This is a genomic window from Meiothermus hypogaeus, assembly GCF_003574035.1.
GTDB lineage: Bacteria > Deinococcota > Deinococci > Deinococcales > Thermaceae > Meiothermus > Meiothermus hypogaeus.
Genome location: NZ_QWKY01000005.1, coordinates 1 through 25,179, shown reverse-complemented (window position 1 = coordinate 25,179; position 25,179 = coordinate 1). Strand labels below are relative to the sequence as shown.

Genomic DNA, 25,179 nt, shown 5'->3' with positions numbered 1-25,179 from the left:
CGGCCTGCGTTTCAGCCGCCCGCGTAGCGGAGCGAAGCGCAGCGGAGCGGGTCGGCTGGAAACGCTTGTTGGGCGGCTATCGGTGCTTGATGGTAGCTTCAGCAAAGAGCTTCAAGACTTGAGCCGAAGGATATGTTGATAAAGACGCTATTGAGTTTGCCATCTCTATCGGAATCAACGCATTTTCGTGCCTGCTGCTTATCATTCCTGGAAGTGTGGCTAGTATTCTGTCGAGATTAATAAGCTTAGACGAATCAGGGCGGTAAATGAACTCGCTCATCCTAACAGAAATAGGTATGTTCAATACTAAGCGACAGCGTTCGTTCACCACTGTAAAGACTTTTGCTCCATAGTTTGTATCTCTTCCGTAGGGAGCACCACTAGAAGGGCGGCTTTGAATCTGCTCGCATATATAAACATGGTTAGGAATAAAAAAGTGATTGGATGGCGTATTTTTACCTAACAGTAAATTCAAGTGGTCAGCAAAGATTCCTGTTTTTTCTTGGCCTACTATACTGATTGGATATCCTTCTGAATACGCATGCGACAAAAAGTTTCTGATAGGGTTAACCAGTTTTGAGTATTGCGCACGAATTTGTAAAGGACCATCTTTCAGAAACAAACAGCGTTTAAGTGTCTCGCGACTAGATTCCCAGAAATAGCGAACACCTGTGAACAACAGTAAAGTCTCGTGAATATTCATGTAAGCTGTAGCAACACTCTCTGATGCGGCATTTTCGCTCATTTCCAAATGAAAACCGAGCATGTCAGTGATGAAAATCTTCTTACCGCAAGTCGCACACTCTCCTTCTTCAGTGTCAAAACTCAGGGTTGCATCATGTGCCACACCATCAATTTCACTGTGTGGACATTGGAAAGGGGGCAATGAGGAACGGGGTGTGCTAGACCACTTTTCGTAAGCCAGCCATTTGAACGTTTCCATCACTTCGCCGTTGAGAGATGCATCCTTAAGCGACTCGAAAATAATCTGGCGAATTGCATCGTAAACACTGAGTCCTTTAGAATAGACGTGTCTTAACGGAAAAGCGGTTGCATGATATAAGGCGGCTTCAGCCATCAAGTCTCGTAACGCCAAAGGATGTGGCTCATCTTTATCAATTCGTCCTAAGGCAATTTGGTCTACCTTCATCAAGGCTGTCTTGATAAACGCGATACTTTTGTATGGTGGACGTTCATCTGTCACAGGCTGCCACGAACCGTCAACAGCAAAGACTAAATCAAGGGGTTCGCCAAGAGAGGGAAAGGGTTCCCATTTGATATTAGCCGAGGTCTCTACTGCTTCAGGTTGTTCAAAATTCTCAACAATTTGTTGGACCAGAGGACTCTTGAGCACTTCTAAATGCCCAAGTTTGCTGGCGTGCTCGCCTGGTAGATTCCTTCCTGCTTGATATGGCATAGTATTGACTCACAATAGTGAAGGTTGGCTGGTATTGGGCTCAAATTTCAGCGCTTGTATCGGCACAACAAATCTGTGTGAACGGGTGAGCATTCGAATGTATCCTGGTGTTTTTGCACGCAATATGTCATCCTTCATGCTTTCATAAGCCACGTTCATTTTTGCCAATACATTCACTTCGTCTTGCGACGACATATGAGCAACAAAGAAATTCTCAGTCTGAGCTAAAAGATCGCCACTTATCGTGGAGGGGGACTGTGTTGAATAAACGATACCTATGTGGTACTTTGCTCCTTCCTTCGCGAAGCGGCTATAAATGTCCTTTGGCTCTTTCTGGCGCGGAAAGAGGTTATGGGCTTCTTCAAAGTATAGTTGAATGTATTTATCTCCCAACTTGTCGTTGCTAAACTTATCAACTTGGTGACTGAAAACGGCTTTGGATAACAAATCTGAGAAGTACTCCAAAAGCACAGGATGGGCATTACCCAGGTCGAGTATGACAGTCCTGCCATCATCCAGAAGCTTTAGAATGTCTTTGACGAAATCACTTGCTTGAGGGTGATGGTAAATGCGGTATGGTTGAATTATGGCTGGTCCGCTTCGGCCAGGAGACGGCTCAAGAAACTCCAGTAGCGCAATATCATCTGGATCAAAAAGCGCATTGCCACTCTGAGTAGTCAAGTTTGGATTGCTTGGATGGTCTCGTCGAAACCTAGCCATAATCTCCATCTCACGCATAAGCTCGTCTAATGAGCGAGGTGGCTGTGGCACAGTCTGAATCCCAGCGGCTGAGTATGCTGCACTTCGCAGCTGTTGGCTGAAACCAGGATTAAACCCGCTTGGGGGTTGTCCTGATGGCGCAATAGCTATTAGCCGTTTTTCATCCGCCTGGAAGCCAGCCTTTTGAAGTATCGCCCAAAACACTTGTACTTTGCGATATGTTCGCGTTTTCTCGCTACCTGCATTCATTTTTTTGATTTCTTCCAAGGGCAAGAGCTCAACACTCATAAAGCGGCGAATATAATCCGATGTGGCACGGTTATCTTGATTAATTAGGCTTGCCAAGATATTCTGTGCCGTATCAGGTTGTTCGTAAAAATTCAGTTTCAAAGGCTTGGACGGAGTAGCGGCTTTAGGGGTCAGCGCATAAACAACACAACGGTCAGGATTGGCACTTCTCAGAGATTTGCTGCCGTCCTGCGGGTTATCGTTTGCATATTCGCCATTAATGTCAAAAATTAGTTGCCCTACGTTGCTGTGTTGCGCAGTAGCATCAAGAATACTCTGGGCAATAAGTTTCACGACGTTGGATTTACCAAGACGAGTTTTCCCAAACATCGCCGTTCGAGACGCAAGAAAATCTCTTGGGGACACATAAACTGGAACTTGTAGGATTGGTTTGTCTGGCAAAGGCAGTCGACATTCTGTCAGTCGCAAAGTGCCTATCTTGAATCTCTTGTCTTGCGAGACAAGTGAATTTATGACCAGATCCAAAATAGCAGCGTCAGGCGCATAGACGCGATATTTGTGAGCGCTGACGAAATTGTTCATGTCTCCTGAAAACTCTACTGCATCTTGTTTCTCTGGGTGGGGATAGAACATTCCGAGCACTTCCGTATTTAATGCTCCCCACTGTAGTTCGGACTGTGTGAAAATGTCGAGTTCTGGCATTGACTTTTTTTGTAACTCAAAATATGTCTGCTGTGTCTCTTTACTCAATGGCGTAGGAGCCGCATCCAGAACACGCAGGAGCGTGAAGTGGGGAGTGGCTATTCTCTCTTGTTTTGCGGGTGTCATTATTAGCAACGAATTGCGCGGTATACCGCCAACTGCAACTTTATAAGGGTCGGACGTAATTATCGTGACAGTGTTATAGTTTATATCAAGGACATAGCCCACAAATCGCATCTCATCGTATTTCTTGGCAACCTCATTAGCCTGTTCTCTGTCAAGAAAGTCTTTGAGAACTCGTAAAGGATGATGCTGTTGAGCCGCGCTGTTGAAAAAGTCTTTCATAGTCTCATTCCACCTTCGACTGGGTAGGATGTGACAAGCACTTCTCCAGAATCGGACGTAAGAATGCCAGGCATCTTGCCTGTTCCACGAGGAATTCTTAGCACGTGGTTTCCTTTAAGTAGTCGCAATATGTCTTCATGAGACGAAATAGTCATTGCCCATCTCACACCACGTGATTTTGCGTATTGAACGGAATCTGCTAGTCTTTCGTAATCATTATATCTGAATTGATGCCAAACGTAATGGCTATTTGAGCATTCTTTGTGGCCAGGGCGATAAGGAGGATCAAGGAAAATGAAATCGCCTTTTTGCGTTTGATCAATAATGGGCTGAAAGTCTGCACATTTCAGAGATACTCCGCGTAATACAGTAGCACAAAATACAAGATCTTCTTCAGTAATCACCCATCGGCGCTCCTGTCCACCGTATCCGACATTGAAACACCCATCCCGATTATGCCGCCACATTCCTTTGAAGCATGTACGATTGAGGTAGAGTGTTCTAGCAGCTCGCTGAATAAGTGTCTTGGGCTCATATTCATCTCGGATATGATGATAATCCGATTTTGTACTCCCAAAGCTACAATAAGTAGCCCAAACTTTTCTCGGAGCATACTTTATAGCTCGATACAGGTCAATTAACTCTGGATTTACATCTGAAAGGATTGCCCGTTTAGGTTGCAGATAGAAGAAGACAGCCGCACTTCCAACAAATGGCTCTATGTATCTCCCTTCAATATCACTGAGGTTAGGAAGAAAATCCTGTAAAAAAACGAGCAAGCGGCGCTTTCCGCCAGGGTAACGTATCAGGAGTTTCTGATTCACCGTCATTTCCCGAATTCTTTCAGCAAGACTCCAATGTGGTGAATATGCCGCCCAACTAGTGATTAAATAACACTCTGTCGTCTAACACCCCATACCAGGGTTTTATATAACCCGCCTGCCCCAAAAAATAGCCAACCATCACCACCCAAAACCGCCTCCTTTCTGGAGCTATGTCTGTTGCCTTTCATCTAAACATTCCTGGATGTTGCACAGAACATGCTTTATTTTCTCAATACTAGCCATCAATTCCCTGCCAATCAAGCGCCAGGGCTCGTCTTCATCAAACCTTCGCATTCCATACACCGAACATTGGCTATGCTAGAGGAACATCTAGGGGTGAACATGACTGGCTCCCGTACACGTACCCGCGTACCCTGGCTTTGGTTGGTTGTGGCCCTGGTCTTGGCCGGGCTGGGGGGCGCAGCCTATTGGTTCTTGCGGCCCAAGCCCACCGCCAGCAACACCCCCGCGGTGGAGACTGCTCCCGTGCAGCGGGGGGTGTTTCGGGTCTCGGTCTCGGGGCCGGGCACCCTCGAGGCCGTCCAGACCCTTGCGGTCAAACCGGCAGTCAACGGCACCGTGCTCAGGCTGCCCACCGTGGGTGACCGGGTGCAGCGGGGGCAGCTTATTGTGCAGCTCGACCCCACCAACTACACCCGCGCCCTGGAAAACGCCCGCCTGACCCTGCAAAAGGCCCAGGCCAACCTGGACAAGCTGCGGGCCGACCAGGCCAGCACCCAGGCCGCCAACCGGCAAAACATCGCCAGCGCCGAGGTGGCCTATGCCAACGCCCGGCGCGACCTCGAGGCCGCCCGCACCAACCTGCAGGCCACCCAGAAGCTATATGAGCTGGGGGGGGCCAGCGCCCAAAGCCTGCAAAGCGCCCGCGACGCCTACGCCAAAGCCCAGGCAGCCCTCGAGGTAGCCCAGGTCAACCTGAACACCGCCCGCCAGGCCCTCTCGCTGCGGAATAGCGCCAACGCCCAGGACCTGCGCAACGCCCAGATTGCCGTAGAGCAGGCCCGGCTCGAGGTCAAAAACGCCGAGGAAAACCTGGCCAACACCAAAATCTACGCCCCCTTCGACGGCGTGGTAGCCGAAGTCAACGCCCAGGTGGGCAGCATTGGGGTGGGGGCTACAGTCAGCAACAGCACTGCCCTGCTCACCCTGATCGACGATTCCAGCGTGAACCTGCCGGTGCAGATTGACGAGAGCGAGATTGCCAAGGTGCGGGTGGGCCAGCGGGTCGAGGTAACGCTGGACGCCTTCAGTGGGGAAACCTTCGAAGGCAAAGTTACCGCCATTGCCCCCAAGGCCCAGATTCAGCAGAACATCGCCTTTTTCTACGTAACCGTGAACATCCCCAACCCCCAGCGCAAGCTGCGGCCCGGCATGAGCGCCGAGGGCGAGATTATCATCGAGGAAATCCAGGACGCCCTGACCATCCCCAAGCGGGCCGTGCAGACCGTGCGCAACCGGGCCTATGTAGATGTGCTCATGCCCGACGGCAACAAGGAGACCGTGCGGGTGGTGCTGGGGCCGGACGACGGGGTCAACCAGGTGGTGCTGGAAGGCTTGCAGCCCCGCCAGACCGTGGTGCTGCCCAGCCGGGTACAGCCGACCTCGAACAACCAGGGCGGGCAGGGCGGCCTGCGCCTGCCCCTGGGCGCCCCGCCAGGAGGTGGCCGGTGACGGTGGTAGCGCTAGACCAGGTGCGCAAGGTGTACAAGAGTGGGGCGCTCGAGTTCGAGGCGCTCAAGGGGGTTTCGCTGGAGATTCGCTCGGGCGAGATGGTGGCCCTGATGGGGCCTTCGGGCTCGGGCAAAACCACCCTGATGCAGATTATCGGCCTGCTCGACCGGCCCACCAGCGGGCAGTACTACCTGGCCGGACAGGACGTGACCACCCTGAGCGAAAACCAGCGGGCCGAGGTGCGCAACCAGGAGATTGGCTTTGTGTTCCAGGCTTTTCACCTGCTGCCGCGCCTGAACGTACTGGAAAACGTGGAGGTGCCGCTCATCTACGCGGGCTACAGCCCCGAAGAACGGCGCGAACGGGCCCTCGAGGTGCTGCAAAAGGTGGGGCTGGGGGACAAGCTAAAAAACCTGCCCTCGCAGCTTTCGGGGGGCCAGAAGCAGCGGGTGGCGGTGGCCCGGGCCCTGACCATGCGCCCCTCCATCCTGCTGGCCGACGAACCGACCGGCAACCTCGACTCCAAAACCGCCGCCGAGGTGATGCGGCTTTTTCAGGAGCTTAACGACGAGGGCACCTGTGTGATTGTGGTGACCCACGAGGCCGATATTGCCGAGTACACCGGTCGCATCGTGCGCATCCGCGACGGGCAGATCGAGTCCGATGGCCCCAACCTCCATCGCAAGCGGGCTGTAGGAGGTGTGGCATGAGCGCATCTATGGTAACCCCGGCCCCCAAAAAAGTGCGCTCGCGCATGGCCGGAATGAACCCCTGGCAGGTGTTTCGCATCGCCTGGCGTGCCATTCTGGGAAACCCCCTGCGCTCCATCCTGACTACCCTGGGGGTGATTATCGGGGTGGCGGCGGTGGTGGCCCTGACCATGGTGGGCCAGGGCTCTACGGCCAACATCACCCGCACCCTGCAAAGCCTGGGCACCAACCTGCTCACCATCGGGAGTGCCACCGGGGGGCGCGGGGGGGGCTTTGGTCTGGTGCGCTTTGGCGGCCCCCAGACCATCACCCTGGCCGATGCCGAGGCGGTCAAGGCGGCCTTTGCCGGTCGCCTGGCCGGGGTAGCGCCCGCCCTGCAAAGCAACCAGCAGGTGAAGGTGGGGGCCAACAACCTGAACGCCACCGTGATTGGCACCTGGCCCGACTATGCCAGCGTGCGCAACGCCCAGCCTGCTGAAGGCAGCTTCTTCGGCGAGGCCGACGTGCAAAGCCGAAGGCGAGTGGCGGTGATTGGCTACGGCATCGCCCAGGACTTGTTCGGTGGGCAAGACCCCATCGGCCAGCGCCTGCGCATCGCGGGTATCTCCTTCACGGTGGTGGGGGTGCTGCCCGACAAGGGCGACTCGGGCTTTGCCAGCCCCAACTATCAGGTGATGGTGCCTCTTTCGACCTACCTTCAGCGCCTCGCCCGCAGCAGCAGCGGCGAGCCCCGGGTGAACGCCATCTACGTGCAGGCCCCGGACAAGGACTCGCTCTCCCGCCTCCAGCAAGAACTGACCGACTTCATGGCCCAGCGCCGCAAAGTGAGCGACCCCAGCGAGTACGACTTCAGCGTGCAGAACCAGGCCGACGCGCTGGCCTCGGTCAACCAGGTCACCCAGACCATGACCCTCTTTCTGGGCGGGGTGGCCGGGATAAGCCTCCTGGTGGGGGGTATCGGCATTATGAACATCATGCTGGTCTCGGTGACCGAGCGCACCCGCGAGATTGGCATTCGTAAGGCCCTGGGGGCCAAGCCCCGCGACATCCTGACCCAGTTCCTGGTGGAGTCGGTGGTGCTCTCGGTGGGGGGCGGCATTCTGGGCATTTTTTTGGGGCTGGCCATGGCGGGCAGCGTGGGGCAACTGCTGCGGGTGACCCCGGTCTTCGACCCCTTCAGCATGGTGCTGGCTTTCGTATTCTCGGTTGCGGTGGGGGTTTTCTTTGGCTTTTACCCCGCCTCGAGGGCCGCCCGGCTCGACCCGGTGGAGTCGTTGCGGTATGAGTAGGGTACGAATAGGGTCAGAAGCCATAGACTGCCGTTTAGCCGGCTTTCTTTACCACTTCTACACAAAGCAATTGCAAGCTATGGGCGTTTGAGGAGGATACATGAAGAGATTGCTGAGCCTGCTGGCTACCCTGGCTCTGGGTCTGTCCTTGGCCCAGGGAGGGCCACCCAACCTCACCCCGGAGATGCGCCAGCGGTTTGAGGCCTACCGCCCGGTCTTCGACCTGGTGGCCACGGTGGGCCTGATGGACGAGTTGGACAAGCAGCGTGGCTTGGCCTTTACCAAGGCCCAGGCCCAGAAGCTACTGCCCATTTTGCGCGACCTGCAAAACCGCGCCGACCTGAAGCCCGCCGACGCCAGTAAAATCCTCACAAATATCGAGGACAACATCCTGACCCCGGCCCAGCTCAAGTGGATGGATCAGACCATCCTGAAGCAACGCGAGGAGGCCCGCCAGCGCCGCGAGCAGGCCACCGGGCAGAACCCCCAGGCCGGGCAAGGCAACCCCCAGGGGCCGCCCGGAGGCCGGGGCGGGCTCTTCCAGGCCATCGCCCAGGGCAAGCCCTACAACCCCTTCAAGGAGCAGCCCCGCACCGCCGATAACCTCAAAAACCTGATTGCCCTGCTTGCCAAAAAGTAGGAGGGCAGATGGCCAGACTGCTGTTTGTCCTGCTTTTTTGTGGAGCGGCCCTGGCGCAAAGCCACCTCGAGCTCGTCCCGGCTCAGAGCGAGGCCCGCTACCGGGTGCGCGAGCAACTTGTGGGCCTCAACTTCCCCAACGACGCCGTAGGGGTGAGCAAGCAGGTGCAAGGGGGGGTGCGGCTCGACCGGAACGGGCGGGCCCTCGAGGGTTCCCGCTTTACGGTAGACCTTTCGGCCCTCACCAGCGACGAGGCCCGGCGCGACAACTTCATCCGCCGCAACACCCTCAACACCGCTCAGTACCCCCTGGCCGAATTTGTCCCCAAGGAGGTGCGCGGCCTGAGCTTTCCGCTGCCCACCAGTGGCAAGGCCCGGGTGCAAATACTGGGCGACCTGAAAATACGCCAGACCGTGCGCAGCGTAACCTGGGAGGGCGAGGTCGAGTTTAGGGGCGATACGGCCGTGCTACAGGCCAGTACGGCTTTTACCTTCAAGGACTTTGGCCTAACCCAGCCCCGGGTGGCCGTGGTGCTGAGTGTGGACGAAAATATCCGCCTCGAGGTGAGCTTTACCTTCCGGGTGCTGGAGCGCTAAGCCGGCCAAGAAACCCTTGCAGGCTTTGCAGCGAGTCTATGGGGGTGAGCATCCGCAGGGCTTCGGGGGTGACCTCGAGGCCCGCCCGGATGACCCCCAACCACCCCACATGCACCCCCAGGGGCTTCTGGGGTTTGCCCTGCATCTCGGCGATGTGGTTCAGGTTCCAGGCCGCCAGGATTTCGGCCAGGGTGCCCACCCCGCCCGGCAGGGCCAGGCAGGCCACACCCACATCAATCAGCCGCTCAATGCGGGTGAGTAGCGAGGAGGACGGCAGCTCCAGATCCACGTGCGCGTTGGGTCCATCGCGCTGGGGAAACAGGACGGGCGCGGTGATACCCACCACCAACCCGCCGGCCTCCTTGGCCCCTTGCGAGACGGCTTCCATGGCCCCGTTGTACCCGCCCGTAGCCACGCCAAACCCGGCCTCGGCAATGGCCTGCCCCCAGGCGCGGGCCTCAACAAAAGCCGGGGTGCCGGGCTGCACCCTGGACGAACCAAACACGGTTACCAGTCGCATGTGCACAGCCTACCCTGAAGTCCAGGCTTCGCCCTCGAAAAGACCTTGTGTCGAAACGATGTCCCATCTAATCTGCTTTGTCGAGCTTTGGCCTGCGCACAATAGGTTTTATTGTGATCGGCTTTCGACCCTTTCGACCATCGGCTCTTGACTGTCCGCTCTGTTCAAGCTTTCGGCTATCGGCATTCAAGCTTACCCCCTGATGGTCTACTTGCACTGACTTATTTCAAACAGCACCCGGTTCTTCACCGCATCGGCCATCAAGGCCACGCCCGAGTTCAGCACCACCAGCCCCAGGGTGCCCAGCCAGAACCAGGGCTCTCCCTGTGCTTTGAGGTAGCTGGCGTGATCGGTCAGGGAGATGCCGGCTCCAATCAGGGTAAGGCCCAGGGGTGCAAAGATCTGCCACTTACGAAAAGGGGTCATGGCCTAAATTGTAGGGGATCGGGAACCCGCCTAGGGGCACCAACGCCTTCTCATACCGGATTCAAAAAGACAGTTTACAAAACCAAAAACCCCATAGGCTGTCTTTTTGAATCCTAGAGCACACCCCTCCCTTGAGTACCGGCGCTAGCCGGGAGCCGATGGCCCTTCACTGTCGGTCGGCGAAGAAAGCGTCTCCCTTCCAAGGGGCGGTATCGCCCTCCGCTACGCGGATAACTTCCAAGGGGCGGTATCGCCCTCCGCTACGCGGATAACTTCCAAGGGGCGGTATCGCCCTCCGCTACGCGGATAACTTCGGTCGGGTTAGTTCGTCACCCTTTGGTGACGAACTAACCGAATCTGGTATCATGTGGAGGACTATTTCCAGTCCCATTGCAGCACAATGCCCTGGGCTTGCAAGGTGCGCTCCAGGTTGTTTTCGTGCTGCCCCAGGCGGTTGATCAGGTCGTGCAGGGTTCGGGTGGCCAGGAAGGCTTCTTCCAGGCCGATGAGGCCCGCACCGACCGCCTCGAACAGTTCTTGGGTGTCCATCAGGGTAAGGGTGCCACTATGGGCAATGCCCAGATCAAGGTACAGGTCCTTGACCATCAGGACATGCCCCTCCCGCTCGACCTGCACGATGTCTATGTAAAACTCAAAAGGATAGGGTTCTTGGTGGGTAAAGTACTGGCACACTTGCAGGTGCTGGGCAGGCAGAATATGGGCCTTCCAGTAACGGTAGCTGGGGTGCCCTACAAAGGCCCGCTCCACGTAAAGGCCATGTTCGTGCTCGTGGTATAACACCACCGGAAAGGTTCCCGCTTTAACCGTGTGGGCCTTGGCGACCAGATGGTGGAACTCCACCTTGAGGTACATGTTTCAGTTTACGGTGTAATAAGGACAACTACCCCAAAGCCCACTTTCCCGTAGGAAACGCGCCTCAACTCGCCTGCTACTTCACGTAGGTCAGCCAGGCCTCGTATTTGGGGTTTTTGCCCTGCACCACGTCCATGTAGGCGGCCCGGAGCTTCATGGTGTGCTCGCCGGCCTTGCCGGTGCCAATGGCCCGGTGGTCGAGGTAGGAGATGGGCGTAACTTCAGCGGCGGTGCCGACCATGAACATTTCGTCGGCCATGTAGAGCTGGTCGCGGGTGGCCCGCACCTCGCGTACCTCGTAGCCCAGGTCGCGGGCAATGGTGATGACGGAGTCGCGGGTGATGCCCATCAGGTTGACCGAGTGCTCGATCACGTAGAGGGTATTTCCCCGCAGGAAGAAAATGTTCTCGCCCGAACCCTCGGCCACAAAGCCTTCCTTGTCGAGGAGCAGGGCTTCGTCGGCCCCGGCCTGCTGGGCTTCCACACGAGCCAGGGCGCTGTTGACGTAGTTGCCCCCCACCTTGGCCTTGCCCGGCATCACGTTGGCGGGGAAACGGGCCCAGGAGGAGGTGATGAGCCGGGCCCCCTTGCGCACGGCCTCGTCGCCCAGGTAGGTGCCCCATTCCCAGGCGGCAATCATCACCTCGGCGGGGTTGTTGGGCAGGGGATTCACGCCCAGGGTGTTGGCTCCCATCCAGGCCAGGGGGCGGATGTAGCAGCTTTTGTAGCCGTTGGCCCGGATGACCTCCTGAATGGCCTGGTTAATCTGCTCGGGGGTGTAGGGCATCTCGAACATCATGACCTTGGCGCTATGGAAGAAGCGCTCGGTGTGTTCGTGCAGGCGGAAGATGGCGGGGCCTTTGGGGGTCTCGTAGGCCCGGATGCCCTCGAAAATGCTGGTGCCGTAGTGCAGCGCGTGGGTGAGCACCGAAACCCTGGCCTCTTCCTGGGGCACCAGCTGCCCATTGAACCAGATCAGGCCCGCCTTCATTTTGCTATCGCCGCCAACGCTTTTGGGTTTGGTTTCGGTTGACATAAATCCTCCAGAGTGGGTACCGCGTCTGGGTTTACACGCTTATAGGGGCCCCGGATGCTACAGCAGAAAGGGGCCGCGGGTGCTACAATCATACCTCTTTGAGCAGAGAGCGCAGGGTCTCGGGCAGCAGATGGCGGTGGCCCCGAACCTCTTTTTCGCCGGCACAAAGCTGCAAGTAGCGCCTTGCGGTGTCTTGCAGGATGGGCATCAGCTCAGGCTGCTGGATGACCTGGGGCAAAAGCTCCCGGAGCTGGGCCTCGAGCTTCTGCCGGGCCAGGTAGCGGGCAGCCTCGAGCGGATCGCCCTCGAGGCGGGTCTTGAACGGAAAGCGGGTTAGCCGCCCCGCCTCGCGCTGTACGGCCGGTTCGCTCAGGAGCTTCTGGCAGGGTTTGCAGGGATGCTCCGGGCTGGGTGCGCCGCAGATGGGGCAGGGTGGGTGGGGGTTCTCTTTTTGCTTCTGCAAGACCGCCCTGCCGGCCCGGAGGATTACCCCCTGAAGGTCTTGGGGGGAGTGCTCGGTTAGCTTTCGCAGGCGAGCTTCTTCCTCGGGGCTCAGTTTTGGCAGGGCCACCGGTTTGCTCTTGGGTTTACTCTTTTTCTCTGCGCCTACCAAGAACCGCAGCTCCTGCACCAATCCGGGAAGCTTTTCCTGGTAGCGCTTGAGGAACTCCTCACGCAGGTAGGTCAGTTGGTGCGCCACCACCGAGTCGGCCACCCGCACAAACAGCACCCCGTCTTCCAGGCGGTCGGCCTCGGTTAGCTCGCTCAGGGCAGGCCCGGCAATCTCGGGCCAGAGCGCCAGTACCTGGCCCCGCTGAACCCCCGCGCTCAGCCCTTTCTGGCGCAGAATTTTGGCCACAATCTCGGCAGAGGGTCTGGCCCTGGACATCCCCTACAGGCTAGACAAAAAACCCGGACTTGGCTACAGCCTGGCGCACCCATGGGCTGGATTAGGGTATGGTAGCGGCCATGGAGCTAAGCCCCCCCTCCTGGGCCGTGGCCTTTTTGGCAGCCTGGCTGGTGGGCGCTTCCAAAACCGGGCTGTCGGGCGCTGTAACGATTGCGGTGGTCTTATTCGCCAGCATCATTCCGGCCCGCGAGGCCACGGGTGCTCTGTTGCCGGTGCTGATTTGCGCCGACTTCATTGCGGTGCGCATGCTCCGCCAGAACGTGCGCTGGCAAGAGCTTCTGCACATTTTTCCCTGGACTGCCGTGGGGATTGGCCTGGGCGCGCTCATGCTCTACTTCAGCAACGACGCACAGGTGCAGCGGGTGATCGGCGCGATTATCGTGGGCATGACCCTGTATCAGCTTTACCGCAAGGCCCGGCATCTGAGTGATGTGAACATCTCCAGGCATCCGGCTTTTGCCCCCAGCATGGGCATGGCCGCCGGTTTTACTACTATGGTGGCCAATGCGGCAGGCCCTTTTGTGCTCATCTACATGCTGGCCATGCGCATGGGGAAGCTCGAGGTGGTGGGCAGCATTGCCTGGTACTTCCTGGTGGTCAACCTGTTCAAGGTGCCCTTTGCGGTGGGGCTGGGCCTCATCACCTGGGAGTCGCTGGCGTTCAACCTGTGGCTGGTGCCCGCCGTGGGGCTGGGGGCCTGGGCAGGCCGACGCCTCCTAGACTACCTCCCGCAGAGCACTTTCGAGTCGATGGCCCTCACGCTGGCCTTGCTGGGCGGGCTTCGATTGCTGCTGGTCTGAGACCTGATTCGCTTGATTCGTTACCGAACCGTAACGAATCAAAAGGGCCGAAGTTATCCGCGTAGCGGAGGGCGATGCCGCCCCTTGGAAGGGAGACGCTTTTTTTCGCCGACCGACAGTGAAGGGCCATCGGCCCCCGGCTAGCGCCGGTACTCAAGGGAGGGGAGTGCTCTAGGATTCAAAAAAACAACCTATGGGGTTTTTGCTTTTATGAACTGTCTTTTTGAATCCGGTATGAGGGTGCTTCGGAATTCGCGAAGGAAATCCGTGCCGGGCAAAGCCCCTCGAGGCTGCTTGCTTTTTTCCTTCGACCCTGGGCTTTGGGCTCTCGGCCATCCTTGCGCAAGCAACCCGCACCACCTTCAACGTTTGCGCTTCTTTTTGGACGGTTTTCTTTGCGCCCGCTTCGGATGGGGCTGGGCTTCGGCCAGCGGAACCCTGGCCCACCGCCGCAGCCAGAGCAAACCCCACAGCGAGGCCACAAAAAGCCCGAGCGAAACAGCAAAAGCCATGATGTTTATCCGAAACCAGGAGGGATGTATTTGCTCCCCTGAGGGCAGGGTGACGAGTTCGCTCGAGGTCGCCAGCAGGCCCGCGTAGGGCAGCAAACGCACCAGGGTAAAGCCCGCCAGCAGGGCCACAATCCCGGCCAGAATAACCAGCGAGAGCAAGAACGCCCAGGCCAGCCCGCGCTGGGCCTCGCGGATGGCATCGGGGTTCACCGGCTTCTCCCTGGACATTTTCAGCGCCACACCCCCGCTTCAATCTCCATCACGGCCCCCTCACCCGGGGTTTCCAGGCCTGCCAGAATGGCCTGGGGCAGGCTCTGTGCATAGGCCAGCAAGGCCCCCCGGCGGCGGGCGTCCAGCTCGGTGTTCCATTCATCTACCAGCAAAAGTGGGGCCTCTTCGTAGTGAGACCAGAGCAGGCGGTGTTCGGCCAGGCGCAGGGCCAGGGCAATGCTGCGGCACTCCCCCCGGCTGCCAAACCGGGCGGCCTCGCGGCCCGAGAGCAGCAGGGTCAGGTCGTCGCGGTGGGGCCCCACACTGGTGGCACCGCGCTGCAGGTCGTCGGGTAGGTTGTCTTCCAGGGCCTGAAGGAAGCGCTCGGGGTCGGTGGTCTCGCACAGCTCCAGGCCCAGTTCGCCCGGGGCCAGCTCGCGGTAGGCTTCGCGGGCCAGGGGGGTCAGCTTGGCGAGCATCCGGCGGCGCAGGCTCAGGATTTCGCTGCCGTACTTGACCAGCTCCTGGTTCCAGATGCCAATGGAAGATTGGATGGAGCCAGGCCTCTCCCTCTCACCCCCCCTGGAAGCAGGGCGAAAGCTGCTTTTCAGAACCGCGTTGCGCTGCTGCAAAGCCCGGCTGTACTGACCCAGCATGGCGCGGTAGCGGGCCGAGAAACGCGAGAGCAGCACATCCAGAAACCGGCGGCGTTCTTCTGGAGGCCCCAGCACCAGCTCCAGGTCGTCGGGGCCCAGGAGCACCGCGCCCGGCAGTTGCGAAAGCTCGCGCAGCGAGGCCGGGGCTTCGTTGAGCTTGTGTTCGCGGCCCTCGCGGCTGAGCTTTACTTCCAGGCGGCTGTTGCCAAACTGGGTCTCGACCTCGGCATAGAGCCAGGCTTCGCTCTGGCCGAAGGCAATGCGCTCAGTTGTGCCGTTGCGCAGTTCCCCGCCCAGCACCAGCTCGATGGCCTCGAGCAGGTTAGTCTTGCCCTGGGCGTTGCCGCCCACAATGGTGGTCAGACCCGCCCCCGGCGCAAAGAGCGGGGTGGAGAGGTTGCGAAAGTTTTTTTGTCGTAAGCGCAACAGACGCACCAAACACAAGGCTAAAGGCAGAAGGCTCAAGGCTCAAGGCCCGGCGGCTCATTTGCGGGTTCCGTTCGAGGCTCGGCGGAACAATACCACCAGCAGATACACGCCTCCAGCCCCCATCCCCAGGGGCATGGTTACGAGCGACATCCAACCCAGCACAACCATGGTGTAAAGGGTTTCGCCGTAATCCCGCCCCCCTACCACGCAGGGGTGGACATTCCCTTCGTGCAGGGTACAGCCATTGGCATTTGCAAAGGCTCCGGCCAGCAGCGCTAGCAGCAGGGGGCTGAGGCTCAGGAGGGCAATGATAAACAACACCAGTCCATGTCGCAGCCAAGGCTTCATTGCCGCAGTGTAGCTCGAGCCGGTACTCCATCCCGGTAAGATGACGGCATGACACGCGGGTTCTGGGTGTTGCTGCTTTGGTTGGCCCTGGCCTGGGGCCAGGGATCAGGTCAGGCCGCGCCGGTACAACAGGGCTTGGTGCTGCCCTTCGCGGGGCCAAGCGGCCATGCCCTGGCGCAGGCGGTGGCCGGAGGGCTGGGGGTGGCCCCGCCTTCGCTGGCCGCCATCCTGCTGCCGGACATGCCCTGGCAGGGCAGCTACGACCTGGCAGCGGGTTCGCTTTTCACTGCTGGCGGGGCGCGGCTGGCCTGGGAGATTAGCGGGGCGAGCTGGGTTCTGGTGGGGCAGGTAGACCCTCAGGGCTGGCTACGGGTCTTTCTGGCCGATGCAGGGGGCATTCGCAGCGCCCGCTTCAGCCGGCCGGAGCTGGTGCTGTACTGGGCAGCGCGCCAGACCGGGGTCAGTCCGGGAGCCTGGCGGCTCGAGACCGCCCGCAACGACGAACTGGCCCGGCTGGCCCAGGGCGACCTGACGGTACAGAACACCCCCCTCCCCCTCCCCTACTACCGGGCCGCCGTGGCCCTGCGCGACAACGGGGTGGCCTCACTTTTGATCACCGAACAACTACCCAGGGAGCTGCAAGATTTTTGGAGCCAGGTGCGGCAGAACAGGCGGCCGCTGGCCTACCAGGCTCTGGTGGATTTCTCCGAGCGCCGCCGCACCGAGGCGCTGAATGCGGCCCGCAAGCTGGCCGAAGGAAAAGTGTATGAGCGGCTCACGGCCCTGCTGCTGTTTCGGGGCCTGGAGGATAAGCAGTGGGGCGCGGTGGCCCGCCAACTGACCGTGCTGGCCCCCGAGATGCCGCTGGCCTGGGAAGAGCTGAGTTTTGTGGCTTTCGACGAAAATAACCCCGCGCTGGCTAAAGAGGCCCTCGAGCGCGCCGCCGCACTCCTGCCAGAGAAAAACCTCTACTGGACCAACCTGGGCTGGGCCTACTACCTGCTGGGCGACTATGCCCGCTCCATCCGAGCTTCGCAACGCTCGCTGAAGCTCGAGGCCCGAGCCCGCGAGGAGTACGCCGTGCCGGCCTACAACCTGGGGCTGGTGCGGGCTTTGTATGGCGACTTCCTGGGCGCCCGCGAGGCCTACAACCTGGCCCTGCGGGTAGACGAAGGGGAGGAGTTCAAGGCTGCCCTGAAGGACTTGCAGGAGGCCAGCGCGCCCCAGCTGGCCTTCTGGCAGGGCTACCTGGCCGAGCGGGCTGGCCTCTGGGAGCAGGCCCTGGAGCACTACCAGAGCTTCTTGCAAAACCACCCCAGAAGCCCCCTGGCTGCTTGGGCCCACCGCGCCATCCGGCAGATGGTCGGGGCTAAAACCAGCGTATCGCTGCAACGCCTGATGCTGCGGGCGGATGACCTCGAGGCCCGTCCCTTCACGGCGGGCGAGGCCGTCTTTCCTCAGGTCAACATCGAGGGGGTTCCCTACCTGGCCTCGGGCACCCTGGTCACCCGCTTACTGGATGCCCAGGGCCAGGTGCTGCAAAGCGCCAGTAAAGCCGTTGCGGTGCAACCCCTGACCACCGGCCTGGTTTTGACCGGGGCGGCAGTGCGGCTGCCTGCCGAGGGCACCTACACCCTCGAGGTGCTCTACGGTGCGGCCAGCACCCGCCTTTCGCTTACCGCCCTTAAGCCCAGCCTGGCCCGCCAGCTCTACACGGCGGGGGTGGAGCTGCGCAACCTGGACAACGCCCCTTTGCTAAGTAGTGCCCAGATGCTCTCCCCCCAGGGCGAGGCCCTGGCCATTCAGCAGGTGCAGGTAGCCTTGCAGGCGGCGGCCCCCCGGGCCCGGCAAATCCCCAGCCTGAGCCGCAAACTGACCGGCGGCCCCTACAACGGCCAGAGCATTGCCGAACTTCTGGAAAAAGCCGACGAAGCCCTGGTGCGGGCTTTCCTGGAGGCGGTGGTGCGCCAGCCCGAGCTGATCGGCGATAACGACGTGGTAAACAGCTTTGTTGGCTGGCTCCAGGGCACCGAGCGTTAGAAATCCATCCAGCGGATATGAGCGCAGAACTGACGGCGGTTTTCTTTGCCTTACTCTCGGCCATCTCCTGGGGGGCGGGCGATTTTGGCGGCGGGGTGGCCTCCCGCAGGCTCAACCCCTACCTGATTGCCCTGCTGGTACACACCACCGGGCTCTTGCTGTTCGCTCTGCTGGCCCTCTTGCGCGGTGAAGCCTTTCAGCCCCAGGATCTCCCCTGGAGCGTGGCCGCCGGGTTGGCGGGCTGTGTGGGGCTGGTATTTTTGTACCGGGCCTTCGAGGCCGGGCAGATGGGGTTGGCGGCGCCCATTGCCGGGGTGGTGGGGGCCGGGCTAGCCGCCCTGGTGGGGTTTGTGCTCGAGGGCCTCCCCACCCCGTTGCAACTGTTGGGCTTTGGAGTAGGGCTTCTGGGCGTTTGGCTGGCCGCCCGCCCGGAAGGCGGCGCGGGCCCTGCGCAGGGCCTGGTTTATGCGTTTCTGGCCGGGCTGGGCTTTGGGGGCTATTTCGCCCTGATTCACCAGGTGGAGGGCCTGTTCTGGCCCTCGGCCCTGGCCAAGCTCACCGCCACCCTCCTGATGCTTGGTCTGGTGGCGTGGCTGGGCTTGCTGCGCCGGGAAGCCAGGCTCTTCGCCAGCCTGGGTTTGGTGGGCCTGGCCGGGCTGCTGGATGCCGGGGGCAACGTGCTCTTTTTGGTGGCGGCCCAGACGGGCCGGCTGGACGTGGCCGCCGTCATTTCCTCGCTCTACCCGGCTTTTACCGCCCTGCTGGCCTGGGGCTTGCTGCGCGAGCACCTGAGCCGGGGCCAGACCGTGGGGGTGCTGCTTTCGCTGGTGGCCATTACCCTGATTGCCTCGGGCTGAAGACGGGGGTCTTTACAGACCGTCTCCCCGCATAGCCCCTGGCCCCCCCATTACAGCTTCAGACCGTACTCGTAGCCCCAGGGAAAGGTCTGCAAGCGCACAAACCCCATGCGCTCGTAAAAGGCCACCGCGCCCACGTTGCGCTGTCCCACCCCCAGGTGCACGCCCGGCACACCCAGCTCGCGCAGGCGGCTGAGGAACACCTCCATCAGCCTGCGGCCCTGGCCCTGGCCCTGGGCCCTGGGCAACAGGTCAATGTGCAGGTGGGCGGGGTATTCAGGCGTGAGGCTCGAGGGAATGTAACCTTTGTGAATCAGTCGAATCATGGCGGCATCTTTGGAGGTATCCCCTTCGGGCGGCAGGGGGTATCTGCGCCGCAGTGGCGGCAGCCATTCGGCTTCCATCCAGGCGGCAAACTGAAGCGAATCGCGGCAGCCCAGCACATAGCCGCACACCCCTTCCTCGTCGGTGAGCACAAAGGTCAGGTCGGGTTCGTGCACCGCATAGGGCGCGGCGTAAAAATGACCCAGCAGGTCGGGGTCACGGTATAGCCCGCTGGCATCGGCCCCGCTATCGCCGGTGAGCAGGCAGACGCGGTAGAGGTGGGGCAGGTCGGGGGGCGCATAGGGGCGAATGGTAAACGCCATGCGCCCATCCTACCCGGCTAGGTAATTGCCAAGAAAAAGGCAACCACCAAGAACCCCGCTCCTGTCACAACCATGCTCCACAAAGTATAGGAGACCAGCACAGGCCGCACCCGCATGAGGGTATGAAGCCATTTATGGGTCAAGCCAAAAAACGCCTGGAGCATGAGAATTAGGCCCAGCACGGCAAACCAGGCCGAAGGTTCTGGCCAGGAATAGCCTTTTGTTCTCCATTGGAGAAACTCGGCAACAAACATCAGGTTGCCCGCAGTGAAGTATAGCCCTCGGGCAATCATGAGCAGCACCTGGAGGTGTGGTGGAATCACTTTTTGAGATTCTTGGGTCATAGGCTCCTCCGAGAAAAAAGTCTGTTTTCTAAGCCGGCTGCATCATTATCAGTAACTCGAGCGTGTTTTCATCCCACCACAAAGGGATTTGCGCCACCCAAGATGGACAGGTTTCACGCTAAGGCAAAAATGTGTAGGAGGGTTTTAGGAAAAAAGCGAAGAAGACCGCGAGCAGTAAAAAAAACAGACCTGACCCAAAGTAACTCCAGTAGACGAAATTTGTAAGCTCGGGCCGAGCGGCAATCAATTTACGATTGACCCCAAAGATCGCCTGAAGGCCCATGACTAGCGCAAACAAGAACCAAATAAACTCAGGGGTCGAAAGCCACCGGCTCAGCGCAAGTACCCCGGCAGTCACGCCAGCAATGGCCTTGCCCGCTATTAACGATGCGCCAAGCAAGTAGGCCCACCTACCGAATATCTCCAGGAAGTGTTGGTGCACTGCATTCACAAAGACCCCCTGCAAACTACACTAGCACCCGTATCTGATTGCCTGGTTAGCCCAGTAGTTGTAATTACTCAGCGCTAAAGCATATCCAGCCAGGGCAGCAAGGCACCATGGTGTCCAGAAGGTGAAAGGGTTGCAAGCAGACAAACCATAAGTTGCCAAAGCAAGTGCTGCTCCGGCAGCAATGAGTTGAGCAACAATCTCGGCGCAATTGGCTTGCTGAAAAGAAGGCATTTCAGTTCTATCCACCTGAACCGCTAAAAGGCTGTTTATGGAAAGGGCGTTTTTACTGGCGCCCCATTTGACCATTTGAAAGGCGGGACGCCCAAATTCACTCGAGACCAAACCTACTACCGCGAGACCGGTGGTGAGTTCTGTAAAGGCTATTTGAACAGGTTCCCCCTGTGCCTGGAATGTAACACGTGACAACACAAGGCTGATCGCTTGCTGATGGTTGAGTGTCACCGCCAACAGCTCGAGCGTGTTTTCATCCCACCACAAAGGGATTTGCGCCACCCATCTGCCGCTTGGATCGGTGCTCTGGGTAGCCTTCGACCAGTCCACCCTCTTGCCCTCCTTTTCGGCCAGCGTCGCCACCATTTGAAAGTCCGGGTGGGCCTCGATCAAGGCGCGGTAGGCGGCGGGAATGGGCTCTGGCGCTTGACCTGTTTCAACAACCCTGGGTGTACTTGAGCAGGCGGCGGAATCAGCAACAAAACCATTGGCCCAACCGATGCAGTACGAGCAATTCTTGTCATCACACACCTCCTTGGAAGAGAACGCATGATGCAAAAAGCAAGCGTTTTTATGTAGTTGATATAAGTTTAGGGGTAGCCCCCCCACTTTTTGCAGTCCAACACACATTACCTTCTTAATGCATTTCGGAAATCCCAGTTCTCTGACACTGGAATTTTGCATGCAACCGAGCGTTTGCAGGGGATCAGATAAAACTAATCCTCGAGCAACCCCACAAAGCGCTGGGGGTCGGGGTCTATGCGAAGCCGCGCCCCGCGCAGGTGAGGCAGGTTCTCCATCAGGGCCTGGATGCGGGCTTCCGAGCTTTTAAGCAGCAAGTGAAACACGTACTGGCCCCGCAGGCGGGCCACGGGGGCCGGGGCCGGGCCCAGGAGTTCGCCCGGCTCGGCTTTAGGTTTGAGCGCTGCGGCAAGTTGGAGGATGGCGTCGCGGGCCACAGGCTCCTTGGGGTGGGCCACCTCGAGCTTCACCATCCGGCTGGCCGGGGGGTAGCCCAAGGCGTGGCGCAGGGCCAGCTCCAGGTTCATAAAGCCCTGGGGGTCGGCGTCCTTTAGGGCCCGGTGGGCGGGGTGCGCGGGCTCGAAGGTTTGCAAGGCCAGCAAAGGGCGGCGGTGGGGGTGCAGGTCGGCGAGCTGCCACAAGAGCCGGTGGTAGCGCTCGGCAGCCCGGAAGTCGGACTCGAGAATGAACCCGTCGGCATAGGGTAAGAGCACCAGGGCCAGCTCGGGCAGCACCGGCCCCCGCAGAATGGCGGTCGTACCTACCAGCACGCCAGGTTCACCCGCCAGCAGGGGGCGCAGATCGTCTTTGGCCTCGGCGGTGTAGCGGTAGCGGGGCAGGGCCGGGAGGTGCTGGGCCAGGGCCTCCAGAAGCCACTCCACCCCCGGCCCCTTGGGGTCGAAGATATCCGACTGGCAACTCGGGCACAGGTCGGGCGCTTTTTCCTCGTGGCCGCACTGGTGGCACTGCAAAAGGCCCAGCCGCCCGCTTTTGTGGTAGCGCAGCGGCAGCGCGCAATTGGGGCACATGGCCTTCCAGTCGCACTGTTTGCAACGCAGCACCGCGCTGTAGCCCCGCCGGGCCGAGAGCACAACGGCCTGGCGGTTTTTCTCCTGCACCTGCTGCAAGAGGGCAATGGCCGCCCCCGAGAGGGGCCAGCCCCGCTCCCGGCGCAGATCCAGCAGGTAAAGCCGCGGCTGGGGCGGGGGCAACAGATGGGCCGGTTCATCCCAGACTTCGGCGCTGTTGACACTGGAGCAGTAGTGGATGGGCACCCCCAGCCCCTGGGCCCGCAGCCGGGCCAGGCGGGGCACAAAAGCCCTCGAGCCCCCCGGTAGTTTGTAGGCTTCGGCGGCCTCCTCGATAACCACCATGCGCTCCCAGGAAAGCGGCAGCAGCAAGCCCTGGTAGGTTGCCAGCACCCATCTTGCCCCCTGGCTGGCCTGCCCCCAGACCCGACGGCGCTCCTCGGCTTTCATCTCGCCGTGCAAAACCAGCGCTTCGGGGAAATAGGGCTGGAATCTTCTGAGCAGGGCCACCTCGGGAAAAAGCAGCAAAACCGGGCCGGACTGCACCCAGGCGAGCAGCGCGCGGATGCGCTCCAGGAGCCGCCCCCCCTGCAACCGCACCGGAATGGCAGGTAACTCGAGGGGCTCGGGGCTGCGCGTCACCACCGCTTCAGCGGCTGGTTCTACCTCCACAAAGCCGATGTAGCCCTTGTCCACCAGGCCCTTCACCACCCCCACCCCCACCCCTGCCGCCCGGGCCAGGGCAGCCATGCTCTCCACCTGCCGCAGGTCGCGCAGGGCATACCAGGCCGCTTTGGCCTTCTCGCTCAGTTTTTCCGAGGGCTCCTGCAACACCACCAGGGCCTGCTGTCGGCTGTGCCACTCCGAGACTTCTTCCTGCAAAACCCCGGCCTCGCGCAGATAATCCAACAGCTTGGGGTCAAAGCCCTGGGCTCCCTGCCAGCCTTGGGCCAGGGCCTCCAGGCCCCGGGGCAGCACCGCCGGGTCGGCTTCCGGCAACAGCCTCACGCGGTGCAACAGGGGGGGCTCGAGAAACGGCAACAGGTCGTTGAGCAGTGTGCCCACCATACAAAAGCTGTCGCGGGCTGCCTGGGCCAGGTATTCGATTTCGGCAGGTCGTAGCCAGGGTCGCTCGTCCAGGTAGGCAATGGCTTCGCGCAACGCAAAGCTCTTGTGCTGCCCTTCCTCGAGCTCCACCACCACCCCCACCCGCAGTTCGCCGCGCCAGGGCACCACCACCCGGCAGCCCAGCACCTCAGTGCGTCCGTCGGCATGGGGTGGTAGGTACGACATCGGCTCTAAGGGCAGGGGCAGGGCAACCTTCAAAAGCCACATCCCGCTCAGATTACCTGAAGCGGCGGAACAGGTTGCACCGATGGGGGCCTCTTCAATCTGGGTGCTTGTTGACTACCGCCTGGGGTTCATAGCTAGTTTAGAGCGCTCTTCACACAGAATGAGCCTCCCAAGAATCAAGAATCCTCTATCCCAGACAGAACAGTTGCCGCCCGGAAACTCGAAACCCAAGCACCCGTGGGCCGGGCCCGGCCCACGCTTGGGTGCGTAACATGCTTCTGGGCGCAGACGCATTCTCGTTTTCGCGGGCGGCAACGTCTGTGAAGGGCGCAATATGGACTTCAGACCACAGACCATCGGTTATAGACGATTGGCCTTGGCTCTTACGCTTTGGGCATGGCCGATATGTGCCGGGCTGGCTGCCGGGGGCTGCGGTAGAGCAGGTCCTGGGCCTGGGCCAGCGCTTCTTCCTGGGTCAGGCCGTTGCACACCACCCAGACCACCCGGGCCTGGGGCAGCCTTTTGCTGAGCCGCTCGGTCAGCTCGTGCCCACTGACCAAGCCAATGTGCAGGCCGCAGAATTGGTCGTCGCCCACCCGGTACAAGCCATCCCCCTGGCGCATGGCCTCCCGCATCACCTGGGCCAGCTCCTGCAATAGCCGAGGGTTTTGCCCCGAGATCCCCAAAAGCCAGCAGGAAAAAAGCAGGGGCTGGTCACTGCGGCTGGCCAGGGCCTGGTAGCGCTCGTAGTCGGCCTCGAGGGCCAGGCGGTTGCTCAGTCCGGTCTGGCGGTCTCGTAAGATTACCCTGGACAAATCTTGCTGGGCGGCCTCGAGTTTGTGTATCGCCTTAAAAACCGCCAACCCCACCAGTCCGGCCAAAGTCCACAGCGGCCAGACCGCCCAGTACAGCCCCACCTCTGGATAAGGCAGCAATGTCGCCAGGAAGACCAGGCCCGCAACCATCGCCCATAGCCCACCAAACATGGCCAGCACTGTCAGGCCCAGGGTGGCCAGGGTTGCACTGACATAGAGCGTCATCTGCTGGTTCCACCCCGGGAGAATGGCGTCCCAGGGCTGTTGGCCCACCCATACCAGCATCCCCAGGGCCGCCACCAGGTGCAAAACCGGAGCGGTTTTGGGGTAGCGGCGGGCCAGCAGAAAGGCCGCCAGGGTAGCCAGCAAATAGACCACCGAAACGACCTGGAGGGCCCATTGCCCCCGCCACAGTTGCAGCAGGGCCAGGGCCACCCCCACAAAAGCGGTATTCCAATACAATCGGTAAAACCAGGGCCAGATCGACTCGGACGAATGCGACATGGGCTCATTTTAGGTAGACCTTTGAATCCGGCTCGGGCAAAATACCCATAACCCCCGCCTCACAGCGTTACATTATGGGCCAGGCACGAGACCACCTTCTGGGGGCCAAAGCCACAACCCACCGGTATGCTTTGAGCATGGCCTGGGCCTTAATTCCATCGGGCATTTTGATCTACGTGGCGCTGTACTCAGTAGTGCCCATGCTGCCCGGATTGGAGCGCCTCTTCGGCACCGCCCCTGGTAGCACCCACCTGGGCATCAGCCTGCCCTTTCTGGTGCTGGTGCTGCTCTCGCCGGTGGTGCCGCGCATCCGCCTGCCAGCAGGGACGGTGATAGGGGGTGGGCTATTCGGGGTGGGCTTGTTCGGGGTGCTGGCCGGGCTCGCGCCCAGCCTGGAAATCTGGACGCTGTGCCGCACGCTCCAGGGGGCCTTTGCGGCGGCAGTTCCCGGGCTCTCACTGGCCCTCCTGCCCAGGCTGTACCCCCGCAAACGCGCCCAGATGGCCGGTTTATGGGTGGCCGGGAATGTGCTGGGTGGGGGCC

The 25,179-nt window shown here is 60.1% G+C and carries 26 protein-coding genes; 9 read left to right on the top strand and 17 right to left on the bottom strand.

Features of this window, described 5'->3' with window-relative positions:
* Positions 1-76 precede the first annotated feature (76 nt).
* The 3 genes from Mhypo_RS02175 to Mhypo_RS02165 are packed head-to-tail and all read right to left on the bottom strand — an operon-like array spanning position 77 to position 4,263.
* Positions 77-1,417, bottom strand: coding sequence for a hypothetical protein (locus Mhypo_RS02175; protein ID WP_119339721.1), 1,341 nt, complete (start codon positions 1,415-1,417; stop codon positions 77-79).
* Between the two features lie 9 nt (positions 1,418-1,426).
* Positions 1,427-3,433: an ATP-binding protein gene (locus Mhypo_RS02170; RefSeq protein WP_119339720.1), complete on the bottom strand. Its 2,007-nt coding sequence runs from the start codon at positions 3,431-3,433 to the stop codon at positions 1,427-1,429.
* A complete protein-coding gene (locus Mhypo_RS02165; RefSeq protein WP_119339719.1) occupies positions 3,430-4,263 on the bottom strand; it encodes a DNA adenine methylase in 834 nt (277 codons plus the stop codon). Before Mhypo_RS02165 ends, Mhypo_RS02170 begins: the two co-directional genes overlap by 4 nt.
* Positions 4,264-4,599: 336 nt before the next feature.
* On the opposite strand from Mhypo_RS02165, the gene Mhypo_RS02160 reads away from it, so the two are divergent.
* The 5 genes from Mhypo_RS02160 to Mhypo_RS02140 all read left to right on the top strand — a co-directional run bounded on the left by Mhypo_RS02160 (position 4,600) and on the right by Mhypo_RS02140 (position 9,184).
* Entirely contained in the window at positions 4,600-5,949 is a 1,350-nt protein-coding gene (locus tag Mhypo_RS02160) for an efflux RND transporter periplasmic adaptor subunit (RefSeq protein ID WP_119339718.1), read from the top strand.
* The gene (locus Mhypo_RS02155; RefSeq protein WP_119339717.1) at positions 5,946-6,659 is read left to right on the top strand and encodes an ABC transporter ATP-binding protein; all 714 of its coding nucleotides are present in this window, start codon (positions 5,946-5,948) and stop codon (positions 6,657-6,659) included. The genes Mhypo_RS02160 and Mhypo_RS02155 overlap by 4 nt, the downstream gene beginning before the upstream one ends.
* Positions 6,656-7,948, top strand: coding sequence for an ABC transporter permease (locus Mhypo_RS02150; RefSeq protein WP_240637080.1), 1,293 nt, complete (start codon positions 6,656-6,658; stop codon positions 7,946-7,948). The genes Mhypo_RS02155 and Mhypo_RS02150 overlap by 4 nt, the downstream gene beginning before the upstream one ends.
* Positions 7,949-8,048: 100 nt before the next feature.
* Positions 8,049-8,588: a hypothetical protein gene (locus Mhypo_RS02145; protein WP_119339716.1), complete on the top strand. Its 540-nt coding sequence runs from the start codon at positions 8,049-8,051 to the stop codon at positions 8,586-8,588.
* 8 nt (positions 8,589-8,596) lie between these two features.
* On the top strand, positions 8,597-9,184 hold the full coding sequence (locus Mhypo_RS02140) for a YceI family protein (protein ID WP_119339715.1): 588 nt from the start codon (positions 8,597-8,599) through the stop codon (positions 9,182-9,184).
* On the opposite strand, the gene Mhypo_RS02135 is transcribed toward Mhypo_RS02140, so the two are convergent.
* The 5 genes from Mhypo_RS02135 to Mhypo_RS02115 all read right to left on the bottom strand — a co-directional run bounded on the left by Mhypo_RS02135 (position 9,159) and on the right by Mhypo_RS02115 (position 12,928).
* On the bottom strand, positions 9,159-9,704 hold the full coding sequence (locus tag Mhypo_RS02135; RefSeq protein WP_119339714.1) for an LOG family protein: 546 nt from the start codon (positions 9,702-9,704) through the stop codon (positions 9,159-9,161). The two genes, Mhypo_RS02140 and Mhypo_RS02135, sit on opposite strands and share 26 nt — an antisense overlap.
* A 207-nt stretch (positions 9,705-9,911) precedes the next feature.
* Positions 9,912-10,130, bottom strand: coding sequence for a hypothetical protein (locus Mhypo_RS02130; protein WP_119339713.1), 219 nt, complete (start codon positions 10,128-10,130; stop codon positions 9,912-9,914).
* A gap of 375 nt (positions 10,131-10,505) precedes the next feature.
* A complete protein-coding gene (locus Mhypo_RS02125) occupies positions 10,506-11,003 on the bottom strand; it encodes a DUF402 domain-containing protein (RefSeq protein ID WP_119339712.1) in 498 nt (165 codons plus the stop codon).
* 76 nt (positions 11,004-11,079) lie between these two features.
* A complete protein-coding gene (locus Mhypo_RS02120; RefSeq protein WP_119339711.1) occupies positions 11,080-12,039 on the bottom strand; it encodes a branched-chain amino acid transaminase in 960 nt (319 codons plus the stop codon).
* Positions 12,040-12,127: 88 nt separating this feature from the next.
* Positions 12,128-12,928, bottom strand: a complete 801-nt coding sequence (locus tag Mhypo_RS02115; RefSeq protein ID WP_119339710.1) for a DciA family protein — start codon at positions 12,926-12,928, stop codon at positions 12,128-12,130.
* A 68-nt stretch (positions 12,929-12,996) separates the two neighbouring features.
* Between Mhypo_RS02115 and Mhypo_RS02110 the strand changes: the two genes are divergently transcribed.
* Entirely contained in the window at positions 12,997-13,749 is a 753-nt protein-coding gene (locus Mhypo_RS02110; RefSeq protein ID WP_240637079.1) for a sulfite exporter TauE/SafE family protein, read from the top strand.
* A 362-nt stretch (positions 13,750-14,111) separates the two neighbouring features.
* Here the strand turns inward: Mhypo_RS02110 and Mhypo_RS02105 are convergent, their stop codons facing one another.
* Genes Mhypo_RS02105 through Mhypo_RS02095 form a run of 3 tightly spaced genes read right to left on the bottom strand, consistent with a single transcriptional unit; the run spans position 14,112 to position 15,904 of the window.
* Positions 14,112-14,501, bottom strand: a complete 390-nt coding sequence (locus Mhypo_RS02105) for a hypothetical protein (protein ID WP_240637078.1) — start codon at positions 14,499-14,501, stop codon at positions 14,112-14,114.
* Positions 14,492-15,562: a DNA replication/repair protein RecF gene (recF, locus tag Mhypo_RS02100; RefSeq protein ID WP_119339778.1), complete on the bottom strand. Its 1,071-nt coding sequence runs from the start codon at positions 15,560-15,562 to the stop codon at positions 14,492-14,494. The genes Mhypo_RS02105 and recF overlap by 10 nt, the downstream gene beginning before the upstream one ends.
* 48 nt (positions 15,563-15,610) lie before the next feature.
* Positions 15,611-15,904 carry a hypothetical protein gene (locus tag Mhypo_RS02095; protein WP_119339709.1) on the bottom strand — a complete coding sequence of 98 codons (294 nt, stop codon included), beginning with the start codon at positions 15,902-15,904 and terminating at the stop codon, positions 15,611-15,613.
* A 48-nt stretch (positions 15,905-15,952) separates the two neighbouring features.
* On the opposite strand from Mhypo_RS02095, the gene Mhypo_RS02090 reads away from it, so the two are divergent.
* Positions 15,953-17,944 carry a tetratricopeptide repeat protein gene (locus Mhypo_RS02090; protein WP_119339708.1) on the top strand — a complete coding sequence of 664 codons (1,992 nt, stop codon included), beginning with the start codon at positions 15,953-15,955 and terminating at the stop codon, positions 17,942-17,944.
* Between the two features lie 17 nt (positions 17,945-17,961).
* The gene (locus Mhypo_RS02085) at positions 17,962-18,801 is read left to right on the top strand and encodes a DMT family transporter (RefSeq protein ID WP_119339707.1); all 840 of its coding nucleotides are present in this window, start codon (positions 17,962-17,964) and stop codon (positions 18,799-18,801) included.
* Between the two features lie 50 nt (positions 18,802-18,851).
* Here Mhypo_RS02085 and Mhypo_RS02080 read toward each other — a convergent pair whose 3' ends face one another.
* From Mhypo_RS02080 to Mhypo_RS02055, 6 genes are all read right to left on the bottom strand, one after another.
* On the bottom strand, positions 18,852-19,448 hold the full coding sequence (locus Mhypo_RS02080; RefSeq protein WP_119339706.1) for a GNAT family N-acetyltransferase: 597 nt from the start codon (positions 19,446-19,448) through the stop codon (positions 18,852-18,854).
* Between the two features lie 17 nt (positions 19,449-19,465).
* Entirely contained in the window at positions 19,466-19,792 is a 327-nt protein-coding gene (locus Mhypo_RS02075) for a hypothetical protein (protein WP_119339705.1), read from the bottom strand.
* Positions 19,793-19,910: 118 nt separating this feature from the next.
* Complete coding sequence (locus Mhypo_RS02070; protein ID WP_119339704.1) at positions 19,911-20,243, bottom strand: hypothetical protein; 333 nt, start codon at positions 20,241-20,243, stop codon at positions 19,911-19,913.
* Between the two features lie 21 nt (positions 20,244-20,264).
* Positions 20,265-21,158 carry a hypothetical protein gene (locus tag Mhypo_RS17880; RefSeq protein WP_147075418.1) on the bottom strand — a complete coding sequence of 298 codons (894 nt, stop codon included), beginning with the start codon at positions 21,156-21,158 and terminating at the stop codon, positions 20,265-20,267.
* A gap of 32 nt (positions 21,159-21,190) precedes the next feature.
* A complete protein-coding gene (locus Mhypo_RS02060; protein WP_119339702.1) occupies positions 21,191-23,359 on the bottom strand; it encodes a primosomal protein N' family DNA-binding protein in 2,169 nt (722 codons plus the stop codon).
* A 341-nt stretch (positions 23,360-23,700) separates the two neighbouring features.
* Positions 23,701-24,636, bottom strand: coding sequence for a GGDEF domain-containing protein (locus tag Mhypo_RS02055; RefSeq protein ID WP_119339701.1), 936 nt, complete (start codon positions 24,634-24,636; stop codon positions 23,701-23,703).
* Between the two features lie 74 nt (positions 24,637-24,710).
* Between Mhypo_RS02055 and Mhypo_RS02050 the strand changes: the two genes are divergently transcribed.
* Positions 24,711-25,179 (top strand): MFS transporter (locus Mhypo_RS02050; RefSeq protein WP_420845991.1); only part of this gene is annotated, 469 nt, incomplete at its 3' end.

Bases quoted from the DNA above. Each gene is read 5' to 3' on its own strand.
- Mhypo_RS02175 (WP_119339721.1), bottom strand. From the start codon at position 1,417: ATGCCATATCAAGCAGGAAGGAATCTACCAGGCGAGCACGCCAGCAAA.
- Mhypo_RS02170 (WP_119339720.1), bottom strand. From the start codon at position 3,433: ATGAAAGACTTTTTCAACAGCGCGGCTCAACAGCATCATCCTTTACGA.
- Mhypo_RS02165 (WP_119339719.1), bottom strand. From the start codon at position 4,263: ATGACGGTGAATCAGAAACTCCTGATACGTTACCCTGGCGGAAAGCGC.
- Mhypo_RS02160 (WP_119339718.1), top strand. From the start codon at position 4,600: ATGACTGGCTCCCGTACACGTACCCGCGTACCCTGGCTTTGGTTGGTT.
- Mhypo_RS02150 (WP_240637080.1), top strand. From the start codon at position 6,656: ATGAGCGCATCTATGGTAACCCCGGCCCCCAAAAAAGTGCGCTCGCGC.
- Mhypo_RS02145 (WP_119339716.1), top strand. From the start codon at position 8,049: ATGAAGAGATTGCTGAGCCTGCTGGCTACCCTGGCTCTGGGTCTGTCC.
- Mhypo_RS02140 (WP_119339715.1), top strand. From the start codon at position 8,597: ATGGCCAGACTGCTGTTTGTCCTGCTTTTTTGTGGAGCGGCCCTGGCG.
- Mhypo_RS02135 (WP_119339714.1), bottom strand. From the start codon at position 9,704: ATGCGACTGGTAACCGTGTTTGGTTCGTCCAGGGTGCAGCCCGGCACC.
- Mhypo_RS02130 (WP_119339713.1), bottom strand. From the start codon at position 10,130: ATGACCCCTTTTCGTAAGTGGCAGATCTTTGCACCCCTGGGCCTTACC.
- Mhypo_RS02125 (WP_119339712.1), bottom strand. From the start codon at position 11,003: ATGTACCTCAAGGTGGAGTTCCACCATCTGGTCGCCAAGGCCCACACG.
- Mhypo_RS02120 (WP_119339711.1), bottom strand. From the start codon at position 12,039: ATGTCAACCGAAACCAAACCCAAAAGCGTTGGCGGCGATAGCAAAATG.
- Mhypo_RS02115 (WP_119339710.1), bottom strand. From the start codon at position 12,928: ATGTCCAGGGCCAGACCCTCTGCCGAGATTGTGGCCAAAATTCTGCGC.
- Mhypo_RS02110 (WP_240637079.1), top strand. From the start codon at position 12,997: ATGGTAGCGGCCATGGAGCTAAGCCCCCCCTCCTGGGCCGTGGCCTTT.
- Mhypo_RS02095 (WP_119339709.1), bottom strand. From the start codon at position 15,904: ATGAAGCCTTGGCTGCGACATGGACTGGTGTTGTTTATCATTGCCCTC.
- Mhypo_RS02090 (WP_119339708.1), top strand. From the start codon at position 15,953: ATGACACGCGGGTTCTGGGTGTTGCTGCTTTGGTTGGCCCTGGCCTGG.
- Mhypo_RS02085 (WP_119339707.1), top strand. From the start codon at position 17,962: ATGAGCGCAGAACTGACGGCGGTTTTCTTTGCCTTACTCTCGGCCATC.
- Mhypo_RS02080 (WP_119339706.1), bottom strand. From the start codon at position 19,448: ATGGCGTTTACCATTCGCCCCTATGCGCCCCCCGACCTGCCCCACCTC.
- Mhypo_RS02075 (WP_119339705.1), bottom strand. From the start codon at position 19,792: ATGACCCAAGAATCTCAAAAAGTGATTCCACCACACCTCCAGGTGCTG.
- Mhypo_RS17880 (WP_147075418.1), bottom strand. From the start codon at position 21,158: ATGCAAAATTCCAGTGTCAGAGAACTGGGATTTCCGAAATGCATTAAG.
- Mhypo_RS02060 (WP_119339702.1), bottom strand. From the start codon at position 23,359: ATGTGGCTTTTGAAGGTTGCCCTGCCCCTGCCCTTAGAGCCGATGTCG.
- Mhypo_RS02055 (WP_119339701.1), bottom strand. From the start codon at position 24,636: ATGTCGCATTCGTCCGAGTCGATCTGGCCCTGGTTTTACCGATTGTAT.